This window comes from Aeromonas tecta (assembly GCF_000820185.1).
Classification (GTDB): Bacteria; Pseudomonadota; Gammaproteobacteria; order Enterobacterales; family Aeromonadaceae; genus Aeromonas; species Aeromonas tecta.
Map to the genome: position 1 here is coordinate 175,512 of NZ_CDCA01000039.1, position 23,849 is coordinate 199,360.

General features: G+C 59.3%; 18 protein-coding genes. 1 reads left to right on the forward strand and 17 read right to left on the reverse strand.

Annotated features, from left to right (window positions below; translation table 11 throughout):
* The first annotated feature begins 89 nt into the window (after positions 1-89).
* Positions 90-755: a hydrogenase nickel incorporation protein HypB gene (gene hypB, locus BN1137_RS18980; RefSeq protein ID WP_332309867.1), complete on the forward strand. Its 666-nt coding sequence runs from the start codon at positions 90-92 to the stop codon at positions 753-755.
* Positions 756-1,098: 343 nt separating this feature from the next.
* Here the strand turns inward: hypB and BN1137_RS18985 are convergent, their stop codons facing one another.
* The 17 genes from BN1137_RS18985 to tssM form a co-directional block, all read right to left on the reverse strand.
* Positions 1,099-1,734 carry an ATP-binding cassette domain-containing protein gene (locus BN1137_RS18985; RefSeq protein ID WP_050720087.1) on the reverse strand — a complete coding sequence of 212 codons (636 nt, stop codon included), beginning with the start codon at positions 1,732-1,734 and terminating at the stop codon, positions 1,099-1,101.
* On the reverse strand, positions 1,734-2,525 hold the full coding sequence (locus tag BN1137_RS18990; RefSeq protein WP_050720088.1) for an ATP-binding cassette domain-containing protein: 792 nt from the start codon (positions 2,523-2,525) through the stop codon (positions 1,734-1,736). Before BN1137_RS18990 ends, BN1137_RS18985 begins: the two co-directional genes overlap by 1 nt.
* Positions 2,519-3,334: an ABC transporter permease gene (locus BN1137_RS18995; protein ID WP_050720089.1), complete on the reverse strand. Its 816-nt coding sequence runs from the start codon at positions 3,332-3,334 to the stop codon at positions 2,519-2,521. Before BN1137_RS18995 ends, BN1137_RS18990 begins: the two co-directional genes overlap by 7 nt.
* Complete coding sequence (locus BN1137_RS19000; RefSeq protein WP_083443489.1) at positions 3,324-4,334, reverse strand: ABC transporter permease; 1,011 nt, start codon at positions 4,332-4,334, stop codon at positions 3,324-3,326. Before BN1137_RS19000 ends, BN1137_RS18995 begins: the two co-directional genes overlap by 11 nt.
* The gene (locus BN1137_RS19005; RefSeq protein WP_050720091.1) at positions 4,319-5,899 is read right to left on the reverse strand and encodes an ABC transporter substrate-binding protein; all 1,581 of its coding nucleotides are present in this window, start codon (positions 5,897-5,899) and stop codon (positions 4,319-4,321) included. Before BN1137_RS19005 ends, BN1137_RS19000 begins: the two co-directional genes overlap by 16 nt.
* A gap of 105 nt (positions 5,900-6,004) precedes the next feature.
* Positions 6,005-6,535 carry a hydrogenase-2 assembly chaperone gene (gene hybE / locus BN1137_RS19010; RefSeq protein WP_050720092.1) on the reverse strand — a complete coding sequence of 177 codons (531 nt, stop codon included), beginning with the start codon at positions 6,533-6,535 and terminating at the stop codon, positions 6,005-6,007.
* Positions 6,517-7,047 carry a HyaD/HybD family hydrogenase maturation endopeptidase gene (locus BN1137_RS19015; protein WP_050720093.1) on the reverse strand — a complete coding sequence of 177 codons (531 nt, stop codon included), beginning with the start codon at positions 7,045-7,047 and terminating at the stop codon, positions 6,517-6,519. The genes hybE and BN1137_RS19015 overlap by 19 nt, the downstream gene beginning before the upstream one ends.
* Positions 7,047-8,750 carry a hydrogenase 2 large subunit gene (hybC, locus tag BN1137_RS19020; protein ID WP_050720094.1) on the reverse strand — a complete coding sequence of 568 codons (1,704 nt, stop codon included), beginning with the start codon at positions 8,748-8,750 and terminating at the stop codon, positions 7,047-7,049. Before hybC ends, BN1137_RS19015 begins: the two co-directional genes overlap by 1 nt.
* Entirely contained in the window at positions 8,747-9,934 is a 1,188-nt protein-coding gene (hybB, locus tag BN1137_RS19025) for a Ni/Fe-hydrogenase cytochrome b subunit (RefSeq protein ID WP_050720095.1), read from the reverse strand. The genes hybC and hybB overlap by 4 nt, the downstream gene beginning before the upstream one ends.
* Positions 9,927-10,976, reverse strand: a complete 1,050-nt coding sequence (gene hybA / locus BN1137_RS19030; protein WP_232306971.1) for a hydrogenase 2 operon protein HybA — start codon at positions 10,974-10,976, stop codon at positions 9,927-9,929. The genes hybB and hybA overlap by 8 nt, the downstream gene beginning before the upstream one ends.
* Positions 10,973-12,106 carry a hydrogenase 2 small subunit gene (gene hybO, locus BN1137_RS19035; RefSeq protein ID WP_050720096.1) on the reverse strand — a complete coding sequence of 378 codons (1,134 nt, stop codon included), beginning with the start codon at positions 12,104-12,106 and terminating at the stop codon, positions 10,973-10,975. Before hybO ends, hybA begins: the two co-directional genes overlap by 4 nt.
* A gap of 655 nt (positions 12,107-12,761) precedes the next feature.
* Complete coding sequence (locus tag BN1137_RS22615; protein WP_157433843.1) at positions 12,762-13,673, reverse strand: hypothetical protein; 912 nt, start codon at positions 13,671-13,673, stop codon at positions 12,762-12,764.
* A gap of 1 nt (position 13,674) precedes the next feature.
* Positions 13,675-16,209 (reverse strand): hypothetical protein, encoded by a 2,535-nt coding sequence (locus BN1137_RS19040; RefSeq protein WP_050720097.1) that lies wholly within the window; start codon positions 16,207-16,209, stop codon positions 13,675-13,677.
* A 9-nt stretch (positions 16,210-16,218) separates the two neighbouring features.
* Entirely contained in the window at positions 16,219-18,279 is a 2,061-nt protein-coding gene (gene tssI, locus BN1137_RS19045; RefSeq protein WP_050720098.1) for a type VI secretion system Vgr family protein, read from the reverse strand.
* Positions 18,280-18,289: 10 nt separating this feature from the next.
* Positions 18,290-18,577, reverse strand: a complete 288-nt coding sequence (locus BN1137_RS19050; protein WP_050720099.1) for a type VI secretion system PAAR protein — start codon at positions 18,575-18,577, stop codon at positions 18,290-18,292.
* Between the two features lie 291 nt (positions 18,578-18,868).
* Positions 18,869-20,296, reverse strand: a complete 1,428-nt coding sequence (locus tag BN1137_RS19055; protein WP_050720100.1) for a VasL domain-containing protein — start codon at positions 20,294-20,296, stop codon at positions 18,869-18,871.
* Positions 20,297-20,339: 43 nt separating this feature from the next.
* Entirely contained in the window at positions 20,340-23,831 is a 3,492-nt protein-coding gene (tssM, locus tag BN1137_RS19060) for a type VI secretion system membrane subunit TssM (RefSeq protein WP_050720101.1), read from the reverse strand.
* Positions 23,832-23,849: the final 18 nt, after the last annotated feature.

Consider the following 23,849-nt stretch of genomic DNA (forward strand, 5'->3'; position numbering starts at 1 on the left):
ATGAGCATGAGCATGAGCATCATCACGCCCATTCCCATGGCCATCAAGATCGGCAGGGTGAACTGCATTACGGCAAGGGAGAAGCGGGGCTGTCAGTGCCGGGCATGGGCCAGCGTCAGCTGATCGCCATCGAGATGGATGTGCTGGCCAAGAACAATGCCCTTGCCGTCCACAACCGCGATCACTTCGAGGCCGCCTGCCAGCTGGTGTTGAACTTGGTATCGAGCCCTGGCTCGGGCAAGACCACCTTGCTGTGCGAGACCCTGCGCCGCCTCGAAGGCCAGCGTCCTTGCGCTGTCATCGAGGGGGATCAGCAGACCAGTGCGGATGCGGATCGCATCCGTGCCACCGGGGTGCCCGCCATCCAGATCAATACCGGCAAGGGCTGCCACCTGGATGCCAAGATGGTGCACGACGCCTGTCACCAGCTGATCGTGCAGGAAGGGGGCATCCTCTTTATCGAGAACGTCGGCAACCTGGTCTGCCCCGCCAGCTTCGATCTCGGCGAGAAGTACAAGGTCGCCATCCTCTCGGTCACCGAGGGTGAAGAAAAACCGCTCAAATACCCTGACATGTTCGCCGCCGCCCAGCTGATGATCATCAACAAGACGGACTTGTTGCCCCATGTGAGCTTTGACGTCGAACGCTGCATCGAGAATGCCAAGCGGGTCAATCCCTATATCCAGGTGATCCAGCTGAGCGCCACCACGGGGGAAGGGATGGATGCCTGGCTCAACTGGTTGGCGAGCGCCTGATCGCCAAGGGCCGATTAGGCTGCGCCAATCGAACCTACACACCACCAAGGTGCTGGGTATGTTGATGAAATAAGAGAGGGAGGCATCGGCCTCCCTCTTTTTTATTTTCGTCGCCTTGGCAGGGTTATGACCATCAATGTCACACACCCCGATCCCCTCACCCTGGCCCTCTCCCCAGGGAGAGGGAATCCATTCGTGGGTACCGACAGCATGCCCCCGAATCTGTGCTGATCACGAGAGTCTGTATGGATTCCGAAGCCAGCGGCTCAACGGGAATGGCGCAATTTTCTCCCTTCTCCCCTCGCGGGAGAAGGGCTGGGGATGAGGGGGAGAGCCACAACCCTCAGGCCGCACTGCTGACCCTCAACACCTGCTCACTGTGCCCCTCACCGAAGTGGATCACGCGATGACACACCTGTTGCAACAGCGCCTGCTGGTGGCTGAACACCAATATGCCAAGCCCCCGCGTGTCGCATTCCCTCATCAGCTCGTTCCAGAGCTGGCGCTGGATGCGGGGATCGAGTTGGGCGGTCACCTCGTCGGCGATAAGCAAGCTGGTACGGGGATCCAGCGCCCGCAGCAGAGCGATGCGGGCCAGCTCGCCGCCAGAGAGCTGGCCCGGCTTGCGAGACAACCACTCAGGCTTGACCAGAAAACGCGCCAGCATGGCGTCATCCGGGCGCCAGACATCCCACAGCGCCTGACCGGTGCTGCGATAGGGGTTGAAGCAGAGCTCTGGATGCTGGGGGATCAGTTGCACCGGGTTGTAGCCCCGGGGGAGCAAAGGGGCGCCATCGAGCAAGACTTTTCCGCTTCCCCCTGCCGGTTGCCAACCCGCCAATACCCGCCCCAAGGTGGTCTTACCATGGCCGCTTGGCGCCGAGAGGCCGAGCCGCTCCCCCGCCTTGATATTCAGACTCAAGCCCTGCCAGAGGGGGCGCTCTCCCTGGTGAATAGCCAGATCCTGTACCTCGAACATCAGCACACCTCCGCTCTGACAGGGAACAGCGGATGAAACTCCGGCAGCGCCTGCCACTGGGCCCGCAGCATGGCGCTGCCCTGCCCCGCCCGCAGCTGCTGGCTGCTCAGGCTATCGCTCACCCGCCCCTGATGGAGCGCGACGATGCGATCGGCAAAGCGCGCTGCCAGTGCCAAGTCATGGGTAACCCAGAGGATGCCACTGCCCTGATGAGCGAGCTCGCGAAGCTGGGTGAGCAGTTGGCAGGCCAGTGGCTCATCGAGCCAGGCGGTGGTCTCGTCCGCCAGAATGAAGCGCGCGCCACTGAGCGCGGCGGCGCAGGCCAGGATCCGTTTCGCCATGCCGCCGGAGAGCTGGCGGGGATACTGCACCAGGGTCGCTGGGGGCAGCTGGTATCTCAGCAATTGCTGGCTGAGCTGCTCGCGCGAACCACTCTGGCCGCAGAGGCGGGCGGCGCGACCGAGCTGGCGCTCCACCGTCAACAAGGGATTCAGCGCACTGACCCCCTGCGGCACGTGGCAGAGGGTGTGACCGCGCAGCCGGGCCCGTCCCTCATCGCACAGAGGCATACCGTCAAGAGTAATAGTGCCTCTCATGCGCAGGTTGTCCGGCAGCAGGCTGAGGGCACTTTGCAGCAGCAGACTCTTGCCCTCGCCGCTGCCCCCCACCAGCGCCACTATCTCGCCGGGGGCCAGTTGCAGGTTGATGTCGCTGAGCAAGGGCTGCCAGCGGCGGCGACCCAGCCAGTTATAGCGAGCCGCCTCTATGGTGACCTTCTCGAAGCTCAACATCTTTCATTGCTCCCAAACCACAGCTGCTGCAGGGCGCGAGTCGCCTGATCAAACAGCAGCACCAGCAACAGCAACATCAGACCGGGGAAGAGCGCCAGCCACCACCCGCCACCCGCCAGATAGCGCAGGGCATCGGCCAGCAGCAAGCCCAGCGACGCCTCGTGGGCCGCCAGACCAAAGCCCAGAAAACTTAGCGCGGCGCTGTGCAGCACCGCATGGGGAAACATCAATAGCGTGCCGATAAACCACTGGGGCAGCAAGCCGGGTAGCAAATGGGTGCGCCAACGGCGCAGTGGCCCCATGCCCTGACAGCGGGCCAGCACCACGTAGTCGCTGCAGGCGATACGCCTCGCCTCGGCCCGCAGGATCAGCGCGAGCTTGGGCCAATGGGTGAGCGCCACCGCCAGGATCACCCCGCGCATGCCGCCCCCCAGGGTGAAGCAGATAAGGATCAGCAGCAGCATGTGGGGCAGCGCCAGCATGGCGTCGATGACCAGACGCACCGCGCTGTCACATCTGGGATGCACCAGACAGAGGCTGGCGGCCAGCATGGCCAGCAGGCCGCTGCACAGCGCCGTGCTGACACCGAGATCCAGGCTGGTGAGGGTACCCTGGAAGGCGCGCTGCCACAGATCCCGCCCCATCTGATCGGTGCCAAACCAGTGCAGCATGGAGGGAGCCTGATGGCGGGCCAGCAGATCCATGGGCACGTCTTGCGCCGACAGGCTCCAGCCATAGCAGGCCAGCAAGATCAGGCAGATCAGTGCAAAGCCGAGTCGCAGCAGTGACGGCAGCGGATTAAACAGCATGATGCCCCTCCCAACCCTGATTGATGCGGGCCAGCAACCCGCTGGCCATGCTGTTGCCCAAAAAGACCAGCAGGGTGCAGAACAGCACTATGCCCATCAGCAGGGGAATGTCGCCGCGCAGCCCCGCATCCACGGTCGCCTGCCCCAGCCCCGGATAGGCGAACACCTTCTCCGCCAGCAAGGAGCCGCCGATGAGCTCGCCAAGGGAGGCAAACTGCAGACAGAGCGCCGGAGTCAGGGCGTGGCGCAATACGTGAAAGCGCAGCATGGGCCAACCGCCGTCCCCCTGGGCGCGGGCGTAGCGAATAAAGTCGCTTGCCAGCACCTCGGCCACCCGCCCCCGGGTGTGCAGTGCTATGTTGCCCATCCCGAGCAGGGCCAGGGTCGCCACCGGCAGCACCAGATGGCGTGCCCGCATGACCCAATCCACCTGGTCGGCATCGAGGCCCGGTTCCCAGGCGCAGCAGACCGGCAACAGCGGCCAGTGCACCGCAAAGATCGCGAGCAGCAACAGGCCGACCCAGAAAGTGGGCAGGGAGGCGAGCAGGTAAGCGAGGCGGCAGATGAGCCTGTCCGGCCAGCGGTTGAGATAACGCCCGGCGTACAGCCCCAGCAGCACGCCGAGGCTGCCAGACAGCAGCCAGGCCCCCGCCAGCAGCGCAAAAGAGGCGGCAAAACGCTGGCCAATCACCTCGGCGACCGGCGCGTTGTAGAGCATGGAGTAACCGAGATCCCCCTGCAGCACCCGGCCGAACCAGTGCCAGTAGCGCAGCCATAGCGGCTGATCCAGCCCCCAGCGGGCAGCGATCCTGGCGTATTGCGCGGGCGGCACGTGCAGCAGATCGTTACCGATATAGGCCTTGATGGGATCGATGGGGGAGTAGCTCAGCAGCACGAAGGTGGCGAGCGACACCAGGGCGAGCAGCCCTGCCAGACGCAGCAGGGCCTTGCCCATTGTCTTGGCAATCATCCAGCGGTTTGCGCTTAACGGCACGTCCACCGCCACGCTTGCAGGTTGTTCAGCAGTGACCAGCTACCGTGGATCTCCGGCGCCCCCTTGCCCAAGTCGACACAGGCGTTGGCCAGATAGCTGTGCTGCACATTGAGCAGCCAGGCCCAGGCGGCATCCCCCTGCACCCCTGCCCCGGCCTTGCCGTCCCACTCGACCTGCTGCCAGAACGGCACGGCCGCCTGCCAGTTGGGGGCATCCAGCGCTTGCTTGAGGTGGGCATCCACGGCGGCATTGCGGTAGTAACCCGGGTTGTAGAACTCGACCCCGGCGGCGCCGCTCTGGTAGTGGTGATAGAGCTCCATGGGATCCAGACTCCCCCAGCCCATCAGCACCGGGTTGGCGTGCATCTCCCGCTCCACCTGCTCCCAGCTGCCGGATTTGAGGCTCACATCCAGACCAATGGGTTTGAGCATGGCCCGTACCGCTTCGGCCAGATCCCGCCGGGTGCTGTCCCCGCTGGTGTACCAGAGGGTGAAGGCGGCGCGCAGCTCTCCCTTGTGGCGCACGCCGTCGCTGCCCATCTTCCAGCCTGCCTGCTCGAGCAAGGCATTGGCATGAGCGGCGTCCCCGTCCTTGAAGGCGACCTTGGGGTTATACCAGGGCAGCCCCTGCACCGCGCTGTAGGCGGGAATGGCATGGCCTTCCAGCAGTTGATCCGCCAGCAACTTGCGGTCGATGGCGTAGTTGATGGCGCGGCGCACCGCCACATCCGAGGTGATGTCGTTGCCGATGGGGTTGCCCTTGGCATCCTTATGACCGGCGGGCGGGATGGGGAAGACGATGCCGCGATTCTCCACGCTCGGCCGCACCCAGAGTTTCAGTGACGCAGGTACGGTGGGCGCCAGGGAGGGAGCGATGCGCACCACGTCGAGCTGATTGCTTTGGGCCGCGGCATAGGCACTCTCTTCGTCGATAAAGACAAACACCAACCGCTTGAAGTCGTTGCTGCCACCGGCGTAATAGGGGTTGGCCTCCACCACCAGTTGCTGGCCGGGCAGGAAGCTCACCAACCGGTAAGGGCCGGCGCCGATGGGCTGGCGAGCGTAGCGCTTGGGATCGTAATCCTTCGCCGAGACGATGCCCAAAGAGCCCAGCACGTTGACGAAGGTGCTCTGGGGGGCGCTCAAGGAGATGGCCACCTCCAACGGGGACAGAACCCTGGCATCGACGAAGTTGCCCATGTCAATCTTGCCGCCGCCCTTGACCGCGCTGTTATAGGTAAAGGCCACGTCGGAGGCATCAAGCGGCGCGCCGTTGGAGAACTTCAGGTCTGGCTTGAGGGTGATGAGCCAGCCCTTGCCATCCTCGCTCGGCACCACCGATTCGGTCAGCAGGTTGTCCCAACCGAGATCCGCCTTCTGCTTGAGCAGCGGGCTGTGCAGCAGCAGATAACTGCCGTGGCTCCAGCCGAGCAGAGGATCGAACCCCTCGGTGGGTTCGCTGCCGATGGCGAGCTTGAGCTCGGCAGGCACGGGCTGGGCGGTGGCACTTGGCATGCCGGCGCCCATCGAGAGGGCCAGCAGCGCGGCAGCCCCAAGGGGGTGAATGGTCATCAATGTCCTCGTCTCTCTTCACCACTTTGCATGGGAAAGTGGCTTTCAATAGAAGCGAATGTGGGGCCGAAAGGGCCCCATCTCTTTGTTGCCAAGGTTGGCAAACTAACGCGTAGTGGCGCCAAACAGCCGCCTGCGGCCCAGATCCACTGTCCCTTCCCCTTGTTTGATCGGCAGGGAGAGCAGCATTTTGAGCACGGCGCTCACCAGCGCAGCCCCCTCTTTGCCGTCCAAATGGGGATCGAGCGGCGACATCAGGGAGCAAGAAAGCAGCTGCCCCGTCTCGGGCAAGTCCCCCACCATAAAGGTCAGGTTGCCGCAGGGCAGCGCCAGGGCAATGCGTTCGTTGCCGCGATCCGGCCAGCACTGATCCGGCCCAGGCAGCACCACCACGCTCAGCATCCAGGGGGTAAGTGCCACCCCCAGCCACTGCTCCTCATACAGGTCGCACTCGGCCAGGACTGGCATGCCGGGGTGGTAGAAGGGCAGCTCGCACATCTGCTCGCGAGCGATGCGCTCATATTGGGACACCAGCAGAGGTGCTGGGTTGGTTGCAAAACCAGCTCGCTTTTGCGCTATTTTATGCTCTGTTTCTAGCGCAATATTCTGCTGCTCACTCAAATGAGATTGCGCCATGGGGCCTCCTGTGCTTGCTCGGCCCGCTCTTGTTCGGAAAGGGGGATGGCCGGGCAGCCAAGCTCGGCCAGCAGGGTCAAGATCCGCGCCTTCGCCTCCCCCATCGCCGCTTCCACCACTGGGGTGAGACCGATGCGGGGCTCGAGAGACAAGGGTTCGACGCCAATAAGAGTCAGCCGTTTGGGCGACTCTCCCGTCATCAATAGCGCCGACAGCACGTCCGCCAGCCCCAGCTGATGGGGGGAGATCTTGCGGCCAAACAGCGCCGGGATCTCCTCGCCTCGCAGGGTAACGACGGTGCCAGGCGGATTGCCGCTGCGCACCGCATCCGCCAGTATGATGTGGTCGCGGCTCGCCATGGCTTCCAGCAGCTCCATGCCAGCGGTGCCGCCGTCCAGCAACTCGATACCGGGGGCGAAACGGTATTCGCGCTCCAGCGCCTCGACGAGGCGCACCCCGACGGCCTCATCGCTCAGCAGCAGGTTGCCGACCCCCAGGATCAGGGTGTTCATCACAGCACCTTCACCTGGGTCACTTCGCCATTCTGGGTATCCACCACGTGCACCGCGCAGGACATGCAGGGATCGAACGAGTGGATGGTGCGCACCACCTCCAGCGGCTTGGCGGGATCCGCCACCGGGGTGCCGACCAGGGCCTGCTCATAGGGGCCGGGCTCGTCGTTGAAGTTGCGCGGGCCCGAGTTCCAGGTGGAGGGCACCACCGCCTGGTAGTTCTCAATCTTGCCGCCCTTGATGACCACCCAATGGGAGAGCATGCCGCGCGGCGCCTCCTCGAAGCCCACCCCACGAAACTCCTTGTCCGCCGGGATCTCGGCCTTGATGTAGGCGGTCACATCGCCCTTGCCGATGTTGTCGATGAGCGCCTGCCACTGATGGGACAAGGTATCTTTGAGCACGCAGCAGCGCACCGCCCGGCCGATGATGCGGCCCAGGGTGGAGTGCAGTTGCTCTGTCTTGATGGACGAGCCAGTGAGGGCCTGATAGAGGCCACCGAGCTGCTCGAAGTGCGTCACAGTCCCCGGGTGCTTGGCCGCCAGTTTCACCAGCAAGTCGGCGAGCGGCCCCACCTCGACCACCTTGCCGTAGAAGGTGGGAGATTTGACCCAGGAGTACTTGCCGTCATCCTGCCAGCCGGTGTAGTTCGGCTCTGTCTTGCCCTCCCAGGGCTTGAGCGGCTCGTCATCCTTGTACCAGGCGTGCTTGTTGCTCTCGGCGATGCCGTCCATCAGCCAGGTATCCTGGTGACTCTCGATGGGGCGATAATTCGCCAGATCGCCGTTTTCGATGTAGCCGCCCGGCATCAGGAAGCTGCCACCCTTGGCGTCGGTGGGGAGCTCAGGCACGCTCAGATAGTGTTTGGCCCCTTGCCCCAGCGCCAGCCATTCGGGGTAGTGGGCGGCGATGATGGCCGCATCCACCTTGTAGACCTGCTCGATGAACTCGCCGAGCCGGTCGATAAAGCTCTTAACATAAAGCAAACGCTCGAGGTTGAGCACGCTCGGCGCGTCCAGGTTGATGGGGTTGGCCACGCCGCCCACCGCCAGGTTCTGGATGTGGGGAGTCTTGCCCCCCAGGATGGCGACGATGCGGTTGGCATCACGCTGGCACTCCAGGGCTTGCAGATAGTGGGCCACGGCGATGAGGTTCACCTCCGGGCTCAGCTTCATGGCCTTGTGACCCCAGTAACCGTTGGCGAAGATGCCGAGCTGGCCGCTCGCCACCAGGGCGCGGATCTTATCCTGCACCTTGGTCAGTTCGGCTGCGCTGTTGAGGGACCAGGTCGATACCCCCTTGAGGATGTCTGCCGCCTTCTGCGGGCTGGCCTCGAGGGCCGAGGTGATGTCCACCCAGTCCAGCGCGGAGAGCTGATAGAAGTGGACGATGTGATCGTGGATGTTGTGGGCCGCGATGATGAGGTTGCGGATGTACTGCGCGTTGACCGGCACCTCGGCGCCGATGGCGTTCTCCACCGCCCGCACCGAGGCGATGGCGTGGATGGAGGTGCAGACCCCGCAGATGCGCTGCACTATCATCCAGGCGTCGCGTGGATCGTTGCCCTTGAGGATCTCCTCCATCCCGCGCCACATGGTGCCGGACGACCAGGCCTTGGTGACAACGCCACCCTCGATTTCACAGTCGATACGCAGGTGACCCTCGATACGGGTGATGGGGTCTATGGTGATACGTTGGCTCATACGTTGGCTTTCCCTCGGGCCTGATAATCTTGGTGAACACGTTCCAGCGATGGCAGCACCGGCAACAGCCGGATCAGCAGCAGATAGGCACAGACCTCAATGGCAACGAAGCCAAGGGAGATCAGCACCTCTTCGGCACTGGGGAAGTAGTGATAGCCATTGCCTGGATTGAAGGCGAGCAGGGAGTAATCCAGTCGCCAGAGGGCGGCGCCCAGCAGCATGCTGAGGGCCCCCAGGAACAACATGCGGGAATCTCGGCGGCTCTTGTCCCAATGGAACACCAGCAGCGGGAAGATCATCAGCGCGATCTCGCTCCAGAACATCACGGCGTAGCGGTTGAACTGGGAGAGGTACTCCGACTTGTCGTTGATGACGATCTCGGCAAAGCGCAGCGCCACGAACAGGATCAGGAAGATGTCGATCACCTGAGTCAGCTTGTAGAACAGCGGCTTCTCGTTGGGGCCGCGCCCCGCCAGTCCCGCCTGCACCAAAGACCCTTCAAACACGACGATGGAGAAGCCCATGATGAAGGCGGTCAGCAAGGAGAAGACCGGCAGCAGCTCATAGCTCTGCCAGAGCGGATGGATCTTCTCCCCCGCGACGATCATCAAGGAACCCATGGAGGACTGGTGCATGGTGGGCAGCAGGGCCCCGAGCGCCAGGATGAAGAACATGATCTTGTTGAGCCGCACTATGGTGCTCTTCCAGCCGAGTTTCTCCAGTAGCACGGGGGCGAACTCCAGCACCATGACCCCGATGTAGATGGTCATGCAGACCGCCGTCTCGAACAGCACAGAGGAGGTGTTGAAGAAACCCGGAATGTAGAAGTAAGGCAGGTTCCAATAACGGCCCACATCGATGGTGATGGAGAGGCCGCCAAGGGAGTAGCCAAACAGGCTGGCCAGGAGCGCCGGTCGCACCAGCGGGTGATACTCGCCCCGATTGAAGACATACACCGCCCAGGCCAGGGCCCAGCCGCCGCAGGCGAAACCGGTACCGATCAGCAAATCGAACGAGATCCAGAGCCCCCAGGGGTAGCCCCCGTTGAGATCCGTGACCGAGCCCAATCCGAAGATCAGGCGCTTCAAGATCAGCATACCGCACAGCAGGGCAAAGGGAGCCAGCACCAGCACCGGCCAGCTGACCAGCTTGCCGCCAAGCGGGTGTGCCTTGTGATTACTCATGATCCTTGCCTCCCTTTAGCGAACCCTGATCGTTGCGACTGTCCAGTCCATGGCCCTCGTCATCATGGTGGTCGTGGCCATTCTTCTTGCTGTTGCGGCGAATAAGCACCGAGAGACCGGTCAGCACCACCAGCGGCAGCACCATCCCCTTGTAGAGGGTGTGTTGGATATGCTCGGAGCGGGCACCGGAGGAGAGCTCCGGCAGGTCAGGCATGTCTAGCTTGGTGTAAGGCACCCCGGCCAGCACCAGCACCTGGGTGCCGCCCCCTTCTTTCTCGCCATACACATAGGGCTGATAGTTAGGCACCTGGTGCCGGTAGGGATCGTTGGCACTCAAGGTCTGGCGCGGATAGACATATTCGCTGCCGGGAGTCGCCAGCAGACGGCGCTTGGCCTCGGCCATCAGATCCTCGCGGGTACCGAAGATGACGGCGCCGGTGGGGCAGACCTCGACACAGCCGGGCAGCTTGCCCTGATCGATGCGCTCGAGCCCCTTCTGGTTGCACAGCTCACACTTGTGAATGGCCCCCAGCGGGTTGTCATAGTCATATTTCGGCACATCGAACGGGCAGCCCACCATGCAATAGCGACAACCGGTGCAGACATCCGGGTCGTAGTGAACGATGCCGGTCTTGGGATCCTTCTTGAGGGCTTGCACCGGACAGACGGAGACACAGTTGGGATCGACGCAGTGCATGCACTGCTTCTTGATGTAGGCGTAGCCATCCACCAGTTGATCCTTGTGCACCCCCGCCCCGCTCTTCCACACCTGAATGATGTTGTTGGTGTAGGGAGTCAGCTTGTCGTTGTTGGACCAGGTCTGCGCGCCGGCCGGATTGATCTCATTGCCGTTGAGTCGCTGGCACTCGGCCACGCAGGCCTGACAACCGACGCAGAGGGTAGAGTCGTAGAGCATGCCGAGCGACCCGGGAATGGGTGGTTTGTTCTTGGCAGCCGCCAGGGCCGTGCCCGGCACTGTGGTGCCCGCCGCCAATGCACCGACGGAGGCGAATTTGAGAAAGTTGCGTCTGTTCACGGTCATTCCTCCCGTGACGCGTTCGACCCGGCTTCGTGGCGCTTCTGCTGGCGACCGAGTTCACGCACCGTCATCAGGCTCACCCCGACCAGCACCCCGAGGGCGCCACCGATAAGGCCACTGGCGGTCGGCGTGATGTGCCCCCCTTCCTGAATGGCCACGTCGGGTTTTTCTACCCGCGGAGTGGGATTCTCCACCTTGGCCAGCTGGAAGATCCCCTTGCTGAAACCGACCCCCTGCTCGTTGCAGCCGTAACAGGGGTGACCGATGCCGACCGGCCAGATGCCGCCCCCCACGTCGCAAAACTCCAGGGTCGAGCAGTTGCCGTAGGTTTCCGGTCCCTTGCAGCCGAGGTGGTAGAGACACCAACCCTGGCGATGGCCTTCGTCGCCAAACTCCTTGGCAAAGCGGCCGGCATCGAAGTGCGGGCGACGCTCGCAGTTCTCGTGAATGAGCCGCTCATAGGCAAACAGCGGCCGCTTCTTGGCATCAAGTGCCGGCAGCTTGCCGTAGGTGATGTAGTAGGCGACCGTGGTGAGGAAGTTGTGGGGATTGGGCGGGCAGCCCGGGATGTTGATGATGGGGGTACCGATGTTGCCGAGGGCCTCTTCCAGGCTGACGGCACCGGTGGGGTTGCCACCGCTGGCGGGCACCCCACCCCAGGCGGAGCAGGAGCCGATGGCGATGACGGCGGCCGCATCTGCCGCGGCGCGGCGGATATGATCGACGATGGGCTCGCCGGCCACCATGCAGTAGACGCCCCCATCCTTGAGCGGAATGGAGCCATCCACCACCAGCACATACTTGCCTTTATAGCGTTCGATGGCGTTGTGCTTGTTCTCTTCCGCCTGATGACCAAAGGCCGCCGAGAGCACCTCGTGGTACTCGAGCGAGATGGTATTGAGGATCAGGTTCTCGATGGTGGGGTGGGTTGAGCGCAGCAGCGATTCGGTACAACCGGTACACTCCTGAGCCCCTATCCAGATCACCGGAGGCCGCTCGGGGCTGGTGAGTGCGGTGGCCATCTTGGCCACTGCATTTTGGCTTAACCCCAGGGTTGCGGCCATCCCGGCGCACAGTTTCATAAAATCACGGCGATTAATTCCATGAGCCGATAAAAAGTTATCCGCGACCATTCGTCTTATTCCCGTCAGTGAGCATTATTTGACAAATGCTTAATTGCGGAAATGCTATGCCTCCTCCCCCGCCATTATGTTGATCTCCATCAAGTCAGGGGACATTAGCCACCGAGAAAACTCATCACGAAAAATAAAAAAACCATATACAGCAATAGCTTATCGAAAATCATTCTCAACTGACCAATACCCATTAGGGGTTATTAATTGTTCAGCTGGAATTAAAAACATTTAAACTTCGGATTATTAAGATGACGAACTGCCCAAAATGAAAGCGTTGTCACAGAATCATTTTCTTGCGGCTGATATTGGACGTTTTAGCGACGGAGATCGCAATTTTCTGAGCGGGTGCTGCACAAAGAAAGACAGGCAGCTTGCAACATAGAGGAGCAATTAATTAATCACATTTGTTGAACGCCAATAGCAAACCTAATCCCCCCCTACAACCCAACTTGCTGATGCCGTGTCTAGCGTAAGCCTCAAACAGCCCTCCTCTGACAAACTCCTGTCGACACGACATTACCGAGATCGACGATCAGGCTTAGGGGAAAGAGCTAGAAAGGCAGTGTGCGACCGCTGCTGCTAAATCCCTTATATAAAAACACCGGCTTGAAGCCGGTGTTGGGTGATAATACATATAGACAAGCTACGTTAACTACTTATCTCCAAAATTAATATCAGTGCATAATAATAAATAATTTATTTTCTTGTTTTTATTATTTATATAACTAACTTCACAAAAGCGACTTTTTTCATCATCATAGAGATAATTTATTAAATCACCACTAATTAAATATGATGAAGTCTTTTTCCCATCTTTATAAATATAAGCCCTCTCAGAACCAACAGTCACAGGCTTGAATTTACTACACAGACTATTGTCTACGCTAGCTTTAGCGCTGACTAAATAAATACTGTTATCTCCCTTCTGCTCTGTCTTTAATAAAAGATTTTTTTCATTGTTATTGTAAATTAACCAAGGGGAATTTTTATATAACTTGCAGCCGTTTTCAGAGGCCATTGTGTAATTATAATCACCGGCTAGGAGAGATGTCTTACTTTCATATATTTTATTTAGAATTTTATTTTCATATCGATATGATACTATAGAAAGATAATTACTTTTACCATTTATGAGACGAGATGTATCAATCGCACTAAGCTGACTGGATATTTTATCAGAGAATGAAATAATGAAGTTATCAACACCATCATATCCATTATCTATTTTTTTATTTAGACCGCAAAATCCAGTTTTATCATGGAGTCCATTTTTATTACTTTTAAAATCAACATAGACACAATCTATGTAAAAGTCCTCATTGTGATATATTAATGTTGCATAAGATGAAAAACTACCCAGTGAATTACTATCATTAACAATTGCGGGTCTATTATCAAAATAATCAAACCAACGCTCTGAATTACCAGAGCTAAGATCACTAAAATGAAATGACTTCTTTATTCCACTATCCATTACGTAGACTTCGCTATCGTCTTTACTATATTTTATCTCTTGAGAGAGCGCCCCGAAAGATACAAAAAATAACAATGCTATACGTAACATATCAAAATTCCTTTGAGGCTATAGATGTCACTTCTAAAATATATTGAAATTTCTCTGCATACGATGCAATCAACGCAGCAGCATCACTACCATTTATTATTTTTCTTGCAGAGACATAATTCACTGATGACTGATTAATGTGATCATTCAAAGATGCGCCAGTAAATACTCCATCTGCCATCCCCCATATCATAATAGATACTGCATAATCAAAATCAGCTGCCTTCTCCGGGAAATTAATAAAATCAACACCAATATTGTCTTTCGCTCTCTGATAGTTTTTTTTCCATGTTAAATGAACGCAACCTCGCCCTCGATATTTATACCCATCACCTTCATCTATATTTCCATTTGACCTTGCTCGCTCTCTACGCGCGGGAGTGTCCGCTAGTATTGGGTCATATTTATCAAAATAACTAACAGGGCCAACTTCAGGCTTTTCACTAAAATACTCACCAGTGGTGAAATGATATGTCTCATGCCTAGCAGTTGCTAACATATAAGCCAATTGATAAAGATTGGCCTTGTATGAATCGTTACCAGAATAGAATTTATTAATATTTATTATTATTTTTTTAAGATTTTTCTCTGATTGAGAAGATAGAATTGGAGTGCCTTCTGCAAACCCTCTATGCATTTCTTTATATTTATAAACAAACGCATCAACATTTATCAATGAATCAGAGCCTTCAATATTTACAATTATACTCAATGGTGAGAAATGCCAAACTTCCTTATCAAGTCTTAACTTGGTAGCACTCTGCATCCATTCCAGTTTATCGATGCGCTGTTTCTCGTGATCTACCAACTTGTCAAAATCGGGTAAGCCAATTTTAGCCATCAACTTGTCCAGCCACAGATAACTGCTGGCGGAAGATTTCTCATACCATTCGCTAGGATGCTTGACGATAAGCTTGTTCAGTTGCTCTCTATTACCACTGTTTTGCAAGGCAGCCTGGATCTCTTCGCTGTTGAGATCGCCGCTTTCGTCAGTATCGAAGCTGTTAACCAGATCGGTGAAGAATGTCGGTGGTGCATCGGGATCCAGATAGCCGTCAGAACCTGATCCATCGACCTTTTTAAAGCCGATCTTCAGCCAGTCGTGCTGGCTCAGTAGCTCGACTTGCTCTTTCTTGACATATTTACCAGATGAGGTGCCAGCCCACTCCTGATTTGCCGCATCTTTCTCTATCTTGGGAGATTCAACCAGTTCCTCCAGACTCTTGCCACCGATCGCCACCCACTGATCTTTACCGTCCTGCTTTTTCTTCTCATGCAAGACGAGATCCGCCGGCACCTTGGCATAGGTGGAGCCCCCCTTGGTGCCCGCCTTGTTGGCCAGCACGTCGTCAAGTCTGGAGTCCTGCGTGAAGAGTTCGAGATGCACCTGATGCTTGCTCTCTTTCCCCCCCATGAGGGAGCCCGGCGTTTCCACCAGGCCGAGGTATCCTATTGTCTCGCCCGCGGCGATGGCGACGGGAGATGGCAACACATAGAGCTCGCCGAGATGGGAGGGGGGAAGCGTATTTGCCTTGATATATTCGTCTTCAACGCACACCCAGGCGACACCACAGCTACCTGGCGACCCTTCAATATTCGGCGTCACATATTTGCATCTGGCCATCTTGCGCGCCTTGTCACCAGTCCAATGGAATTCGAGTTGGTGCGCATCATACTGCAACTTGGTACCGGCAGGCAGAGAAACACTTCTCTTTCCCACAACCGGACGACCTGTAGGCCCATCAACTCCAGGATCCGCACGGCCAATCATATTGGTCAGCAGCTCAGCTTCTATTTGATCAAATAGCCAGGTTGGCAGATTGGGCTTAATAACGCCGATGGCATCCGGACTATTGGCTATCCAGACCGAACTCCCTTCGCTGGCCAATACCCCCGCTTTCTCACCCTCTTTGAGCTGTGTACTTGAAAGCGGGCTCTTGATGGTCACCTTGATGAAGTCATACTCCTTGCCGCCTACCATGCCTTTTTGCGACGGGGTGTCGCTGTCTATTTCGAGCTCGGTATCCTTGGGTAGCGCGAAGCGGGGCAAGGCCGCATCGGCACGCTTCTGATCCTCATCAGGGTTGGCATGGGGAGCGGAATTTCGCGCATTCCAGTTCTTTTTCAGCACCAACTTTTCGGCGATCTGATATTGGCTCCATGGCAGCAGATGCATATAGAGCGAATAGAAGGTGAACTCGTTTTTTGCCTTGGTTTCGGGGTTTATTTCACAATATTCATGCTGTACCAGGCAGAAGCAGTTGGAATAACTCAGGGATTCGCCCTGGAATTCGGAGGTCAGATAATCCTCCATCATCCGAAATGCCACCACCTTGCCATCGGCAATGGCTCTGACGGGATATTTATCCTTGCACCAGGGGGCACTCTTGTCGCTGATATGGATGCCACCGTGCCACTTGTTGTGATTACCGAGCAGATAATGACCGGACTTCTCACCCTTGATCAACGCAGTCAATGCCTTGACGTCTTTAAACTCTTCCCCTGCCGCGGTGAGGATGGGAAATGCAAACTTCATGCTGCGTCCTTATTCAGAAAAGAGGTAGAAGGCCTTGGGCTTCTTCTCTACAGGCTCCTGCTCTTTGAGCAGCGCCTCCATCGCCTTTTCGGTGGGAACGGCCTTGAGCAGCTCCACCGCATCGGGGGCCTTGACCACTTCCACGGCCTTGGGTTCCACGGGGGCCTTGCCTGCCCAGCCGGAGCCGGAACCCGCGCTGCCGCCTGCGTTGAGCTTGATGGCGGGCCCCACCAACTTGATGCCGCTCGGGTCGACTTTGACGAAGCTGCCGCCCCCCTTGAGGGTGATCTCGGCCCCCGCCTCCAGCACCAGCTTGTCCCCCACCTTGATATGCACCTCCTGCCCCGCCTGTACCAGCAGGGACTGCCCCAACTTCTGGTGCAGGGATGCATCCACGGTGAGCGAATAGTCGCCCTTGACGTGATCCCGCTTTTCGCCGTTCACGGTGAGATGGTCATTGGCCTTGATGCGGGTCACCCGCTCATTGTCGATGTCCCGGTGCTCATCGTGTTTGATGTGCCAGGCCGCATCGTTCTCAATCAGCAGATTCAGGTCTTTCTGACCGTGGATATAGATCTCTTCCTTGCCCGCCTGATCTTCGAAGCGCAGCTCGTTGAAGCCCTCCCCCTGGTGCGTCTCGGTGCGCAGCACGGTGCGGGTCTTGTTGGCCGGCAATTCATAAGGTGGACGGTTGGTGGCGTGATAGGTGCGACCGGTGATGATCGGCTGGTCCGGATCTCCTTCGAGGAAGCTCACTATGACCTCGTGGCCGATGCGCGGGATAGCCATCATGCCGTACTGACCGCCAGCCCAGCCCTGACTCACCCGCACCCAGCAGGAGCTCTGATCGTTACTCGAGCCATAGCGGTCCCAGGGGAATTGCAGCTTCACCCGGCCGTGCTCGTCGCAGTAGATCTCTTCCCCTTCCGGCCCCACCACGGTGGCGATTTGCGGGCCGTCTACCATGGGCTTGTGGGGTGCTTCCGGACTGCCGATGCGCGCGCGCCAACTGGTGTTCGCCTTCACCACCCCGAATTCGTTGTGATAGACAGTCGGACCGCTGCCTCCCTCCTCTTCCAGCGCCTGGGGCTGCGAGCCCACATGACTGATGCGCACGATTTGCCAGTCGGCATTGAGGCTGCCGTTCGGGTGTTCGGTGAGGGAAAAGTACTGACCCGGCAGCAGGGCCGCGCAGTTAGATTTGCCCTGGCCGGTGACCGCGTCATTGCGCAGGGCGTCGAGCCGATACTGGGCAAAGGCCTTGCCACTCGGGTCCAGCTTGTAGCGGCCCGGGGAGTCGAAGTGCTGGTAGGTATCTCGCTGATGTTCGAGTTCGGCGCCAAGCTTCTTGTGAGAGAGGCCATAGGCCGGAGTCTTGAAGCTGTAGTCTTTGAGCTCCACATCCGACGTCCGCACCGCTTCCCGATAGTGGAACTGGCGCACATAGGGCCCCTGCTCCAGCGAGCGGTTGCCGAGGTTGAAGAACAGCTCGGGGCCGGCGGTCAGGGCCGCCGCATCGTCGGCAAAAACGATACGATGCTTGCCCTGCTCGAATTCGTGGAAGTAGAAGAGCCCCTCTTCGGCGGCGAGCCGATTCACAAAATCGAGGTCCGTCTCCCGATACTGCACGCAATATTCCCTCTTGGCGTGCTCATTCTTGAGCGCGAAGGCGTAGTCGGTGATGCCGTGCTCTTGCAGCAAAATGGAGAGGATTTCGTTCGGCTTCTGGGCCTGGAAGATGCGGGAATTCTGACGAAGCCCCAGCCGCCATAGCGCCGGCTGCACCAACAGCTGGTAGCGAGTGCGGCGAAAGCCGCTGTCCCCTTGGGCAGCGTCGCTCACCACACCACAGACCCGCCGCTGCAGCTCGCCGTTGTACCACACCAAGAGCTCACAGGGCTGGTCCAGCACGGCGCCAAAGTCGACGTCCGGCTGGGGGCTAGCGAGTTCCAGTCTCAGCTGGAAGAGGCCGTTGAGCGCCTCTTCCAGCGCAAACTCGGCTACCACGAAGGTGTTCTCGGGCAGGGCCCCCACCTTGACGGTAAATTGTAATCCTGTGCTGTCTGCCATGGTCGGCTCCTTATCCTGCCTGCCCGCTGCCCGAACCTATGACCACGCCGCCGCAACCGATGGCGGTGCCGGTCACGGCGATGGGCTTGCCGTTCACCAGCACAGAGCCGACGCCCCCCGAGATGCTGCGCGGATGGGGAGGATTGTTGGGTTTGACATGGGGTGCCAGGGGATCCCCCTGACGGGCCACCGGCTTGCCATCGAGGAACACATTGGGGCTGGCGGCAATCACCGGGGAGGGGTGAAAGCCCTCGTGGTCGGTGCCGATGTCACCGAGCAATGCAATCGTGGGGCACATCTGAATTCTCCGTGTGGGCAAAGGGTCGCCTTGGCGCATCCCCTGCCATGGCCCAGGCCCACCTGAGTGAACCTGAGCCGAGGAACCGCTGGAGAGGCTACTCAGCAGCCTCCATGCCAACGCCATGATTTAATAAACTGCTTTTAAATCATTGCATTACCTTTTAGCTTTCGGACGTTAGCCGTTCAGGCTGCAACAACTTGCCCGCAGCAGCACAAACACAATAAAAATTGTGTATCAGGCAGTTTATTTATCTGCCTTTTGCGCAATTTTTTGCGCGGGTCGGCACGTTCAACCGCCGACATTGCCCTGCTGCAACTGATAGAGACGAACATTGAGCGCCTTCAAGTCGTTCTCCAGCCCCTTGAGATCCGCCGCCGTGATGGGCTCCTGAGCCGCCTTGCGCGCCTCGAGCTCACTCAGGCGCAGGCTGAACGGGATGTTTTGCATCAGATTTTTCTGCACCTCGTAGAGCTGGGACTTGAGGTAGGAGATGGTCACCGTCTTGCGCTGGCGCTCCAGCTCCAGCAGCTGATCGAGCAAGGCATCCACTCCGGCGCGGGCATCCAGATAGGTCGGCACGCTGATGGGCTCCCCTTGCTGACCGGCCAGCGCGTTCTGCCACTGCTTGTCCAGCGCCTTCACCGCCAGCGAATCGGGGTAGAGCATCAGCAGCGAGCTACGCAGCCCCTCGCCATAGCGGTAACCATCGAGGGGCGAAGACTGCTCCAGGCGAGCAAGCTGGCCTTGATAACGCGCCACCAGCTCGCTCTCCATCCCTTGCAGGGTCTGCTCCCCCAGCACGATGCGGGCCTGGCGAATGTCGTCATAGCTGAGTGCCCGCGGCAACTCGGTGGCGGGTTGTTGCAGACGCTGGGCGGCCAGCAACTTTGCCTCTTGCTGATGTTGCCAGCCAAACCAGGCCATCACCGGCAGGGCGCAACTGAGCAGGCCACAGCCAAACCAGAACCAGGCGGGACGCTGTCGACGGTGTTGCTCAATCTTGAGCACCGTCGGTTTGACCTGCCCCTTCTCGCGGCCGATCAATATGCTGCCCTGGGGCAGGTGCTGCGCCGCGGAAGATGACGAGGCTCCGTCGTGCTCCATGTCGGCCTTGAAGAACACCATGGGCGGGATCTGCAGCTCCTCTTTGAGGCCAGGCTCATCGGAGACGATGACGATCTCGGCCTCATCGAACAGATGGGTGTAACCCTCGATGAAGTGCACCAGGTTCTCGACCCGGGGAATGCGACTTAGGCCGGCGTTGTGCAGCTTCTCGTTGATGAGTTGCAGCGCCCGCTCGCAGCGATAGACCAGCCGCTTGTCCTCGTGGCTGATCTGGTACTGGCGGATCACGTCGCTGATGCGGGCGATGAACCAGTCCAGCATTTCGATGCGGGCCCGCTCCTGCTGCACCGGCGGCCAGAAGCTGTCCCACTGGGTCACGATGAGGTTGGCCAAAAACTCGCAACCCTCGGTGAAGCCGCTCAAGCCCTGCAGCCGTGAGCGCGCCAGGGTGAAATAGATGGCGGTCTGCAGATCCACGCCGTGTTTTTCGAAGATCTGGCTGGCGAGCTGATGGATCCGGTGCCAGTCCACCTCGGGGCGGGAGGCATGGCTGAGCTTGTTGATTTCGGCACGCAGCGCCTCGTACTCCGGCAACATCCTGGGGTCGCGCCCCACTTTCAGTGCCTGCTGGCCTTGCTGGTTGTTTGACATGGCTGTTTCCAAAACGGCGGGGGCAAGCATGCCCCCGGCTTCATCAATAGAGGGATTCGGGCAGCTTGAACTGACTGAACAGGCCGCCGGTGAAGGGGTTCTGCGCGCTGTCGGTGTAAACGCGATAGGTCATGGAGCCCTGATCCACCGGGAAGCGCACATCGAAGGTGGCCTCGTTGACCTGGGTCAGCTCCCCCTTGTCCATCAGCCGGAACATGGCCCAGGGGCCGACGAAGCCTTCGCTGCGCGGGGAGCGCTCGCGGGCGGCCGGCACCAGGGTTATCTTGCTCTCGGCCCCGTCACGCATGGTGTTGGGCCACACCAGCGGGATCTTGGTGCGCCGGCCGTGGGCATATTCCAGCAACTGGCCGTCCAGGTTCAGCACGCTGCGCCGCTTGTTGGCGGTGAGCTCGATGGGTTCCAAGGCAAACTGCACCTCCAGGTTGCCCTGCTGGCTGAAGAAGATCTGGCGGATGCGGGCGGCGCGATCGAGCTGTTTCACCAGCTCGGTCTGGATCGGCGAGCTGAGCTCCCCTTCCATCAGGCCGCTCTCCACCATGGGTTTGAGGTTGACCTGATAGAAGCTGTCCAGGGTGCCACCCGGTGCAAAGAAACGCTCCATCTCGGACAGCGGCACGTCCTTGGACGACCCCGGCTCGAACGGGTAGCGACCCGCCAGCTGGCTGTTGAAGGGGGCCAGCACCTTGTCCTGCCACTCTTGATTCAGAGAAGACATGGCCAGATCCACCACCAGCCGCGAGCTCTGCTCGGAGAGCTGCCCCACCCAGCGATCCAGCGGCGCCGGCAGGCCGCGAGCATATTGCTGCAGCGCAAACACGGGGTCGGCGTACTTGTTGGTCAACCGCAGTTGCACCGCTTTCAAGGCAGACTGGCCCGGCTCGGTGGCGTTGACGATGAGCTCCAGATAGTGCTGCAACTCCACCAGCTTCTGGTTCACCTCCTGGATGAGGGGCCCCTGTTCACCACGGCCCGCCAGTGCGGCGTTGGTTGTCATGAAGGGACGCCCGATACGGGCGGTGATGGCCTGGGCCGGATCCTCTTCCACGTCGGAAAGCTTGCGGATGCGGGTGTTGTCATCGAGCGCAGCCAAGACCCGCTGGAACGGTTGATCGTTGCCGGTGATGGCGGTCAGCACATCCAGCGCCTGCTCCGGACTGGATAAGGTCTGCACGTCCAGATTGGTCAGCAGGTTCTGCCACTGGTTGACGTAATCGGTAACATAGCGCTCATTGACCTGGCGGGTGATCTCCTTGCGATCCGCCTCGCTCAGCTGACTCAGCTTGCGCTGACCCAGCACCCAGGCATCCATGGCAGTGAGATCGATCAGTGCTTTGTCTTGTTTGAGGAAGAAATCACTGAAACCAGGCCAGGTCAGCAGGCGTGGTACCTGCCCCGCCTGCTCACTGCGCAGGGCAAAGACGGTGTCGAAGGTCGGCCCCACCTCGTCGCGCACGTTGAGATCCGGCGGCAACTGATCCCCTGCTTTCACTACCAGGTTCTGATAGACCCGCTGATACATGGGCAACTTGCCAAGCTCGCGCTGGGCGCCGTACACCGGCTCCTTGAAGGGCACGAAGGCGGTGATGGCGGCCTGATCCTTGGCCACCCTGGCCCCATACCAGTCGGTGTGCGCCAGGGCGTAGTCCAGATGCCCCATCAGCTGCTCCTGCACCGGCCCCTGACCCGGGAAGGCCTTCTGCCAGCGGCTCGCCATGTATTGCTCCACCAGCTCCTTGTTACGACCGGAGGCATCGTCCAGCATCCGCATCACCCTCAGGATGGAGAGCTTCTCCTCGCTGCCGGCCGGTGCCTGTTCAAGATCGTCCAGCAGGCCCTGCATCTGGGCGGGCAAGAAGCGCAGACTCAGCAGTTGCAGGTAAGAGCCTTCCACGTAGGGGCCGATCTCGTCCCCCTGATAGAGGCCAAGATCGGCCACCAGCGGGGTACGTTCGCGGTAGTTGCCAAAGGAGAGGGTCGCCTCGCGAATGAGGTTCAGGCGTGGCAGCTGGCTCACCCCGAAGGCGTGATCATCGGTCAGCTCGCGGGTACTGGTGAAGGCCTGGGCCTTGGTCAGCACGTTGCGACCGGCCTCTTCGTTGACCCGATAGAAATGGTGCCAACCGCCGATCAGCGCCGCCGAGAACAGCGCCAGACAGCCAAGACCTATGGTCATGCGGCGACGGCGATAGAGGGTATGAAGCCGGTTTTCCCCGGCCAGATGGGCCTCGGGGAAGATGATGCCGGAGAACAATTTTCGCACGAAATAGGTGTTGGACTCCCCGCGCAGGGCCGAGTGAATGGGCTCTGGCAGGTTGTAGCGGCGGGAGGCCGCCTGGGCGAACGCATCGAACGGCACCCCTTGCTGATAGACGGAGCTGATATAGACCCCGCGCACCAGCAGCGGCTTGCTCTCCTCTATTGCCAGGGTTTCGTCGAGCAGGCTGGTCACATAATCCTTGAGGCCCGCCAGCTGGCGCACGAAGGAGAAGAGCGCGCTGCGCTGACCGGCATCGAGCCTGGCCAACATCAGCTCGGGCAGGTTCTGGTTGAGGTTGTCCACCCACTGATCCCAGAACTGAGCCAGCTCCTGCTGCCAGCCATCGCCATCGGTCGGGTTGAAGGTCACCCCCAACACAGCCTCGCGGGCCTCTTTGTCGAGTTGCTCATACACCACGTCGAAGCCACGCAGCAGATCGAGCTTGGTGAAGGTGACATAGAGCGGCAACCGGGTGTTCATGGTGGCCGACACCTCCTGCAGGCGCGAGCGCATCAGCTGGGCATAGGCCTTGCGTTCGGCCACACTGGCGTGGGAGAGCCAGGCCAAGTCCACCGTCAGCACCAGGCCGTTGAGGGGCTGGCGACGACGGTGCTCACTGAGCCAGTTCAGCAGATGCAGCCAGAGTCGCTCGTGCTTGCGCGCCAGCGGATCCAGCTCGGGTTCGGATTGGGACAATAGCTCACCTGCGGGATCCAGCATCACCGCCTGCTCCCCCAACCAGCAGTCGATCAGCTGATCCTGCGCCACGTCCCTGAGTTCGGTATCGAGTCTCGGGTTGAGTTTGTTGGCCGGGTTGGCGCGGTGGATCAGACTGCTCTTGCCGCTGCCGGGCAACCCCAGCACCAGATACCAGGGCATGGCGTAGAGCGCCCCTTTGCCGAGGTGCTCATTGAGGGCCTGCAACCAGCGATTGAGAAACAGCGTCTGCCGATCGATGAGTCCTTTTACCGGATCCTGCTCCAGCACGACCTCATGCTGACGCTCGGCCTTGAGCTGTTGCATCTTGCGCCACATGCGCCAGGAGAGCACCCCCAGCAGCAGCCAGAGCCAGAGCAGGGTGAATACCACCCGGCCCCACAGCGGTTCGAACGGCTTGGCCTCCCGGATCTCGAGGCGAGGGCCGAGCCACCACACCAGGATCAGGGCAAGGGCCCAGAGCACCGTACCGAGCAGAGGCCAGGAGGGTTTCAATTTCGGCAGCTGCTGCCGCAGAAAGGTAAAGATGGTCTTGAACATAAGATTGTGATTCAACTC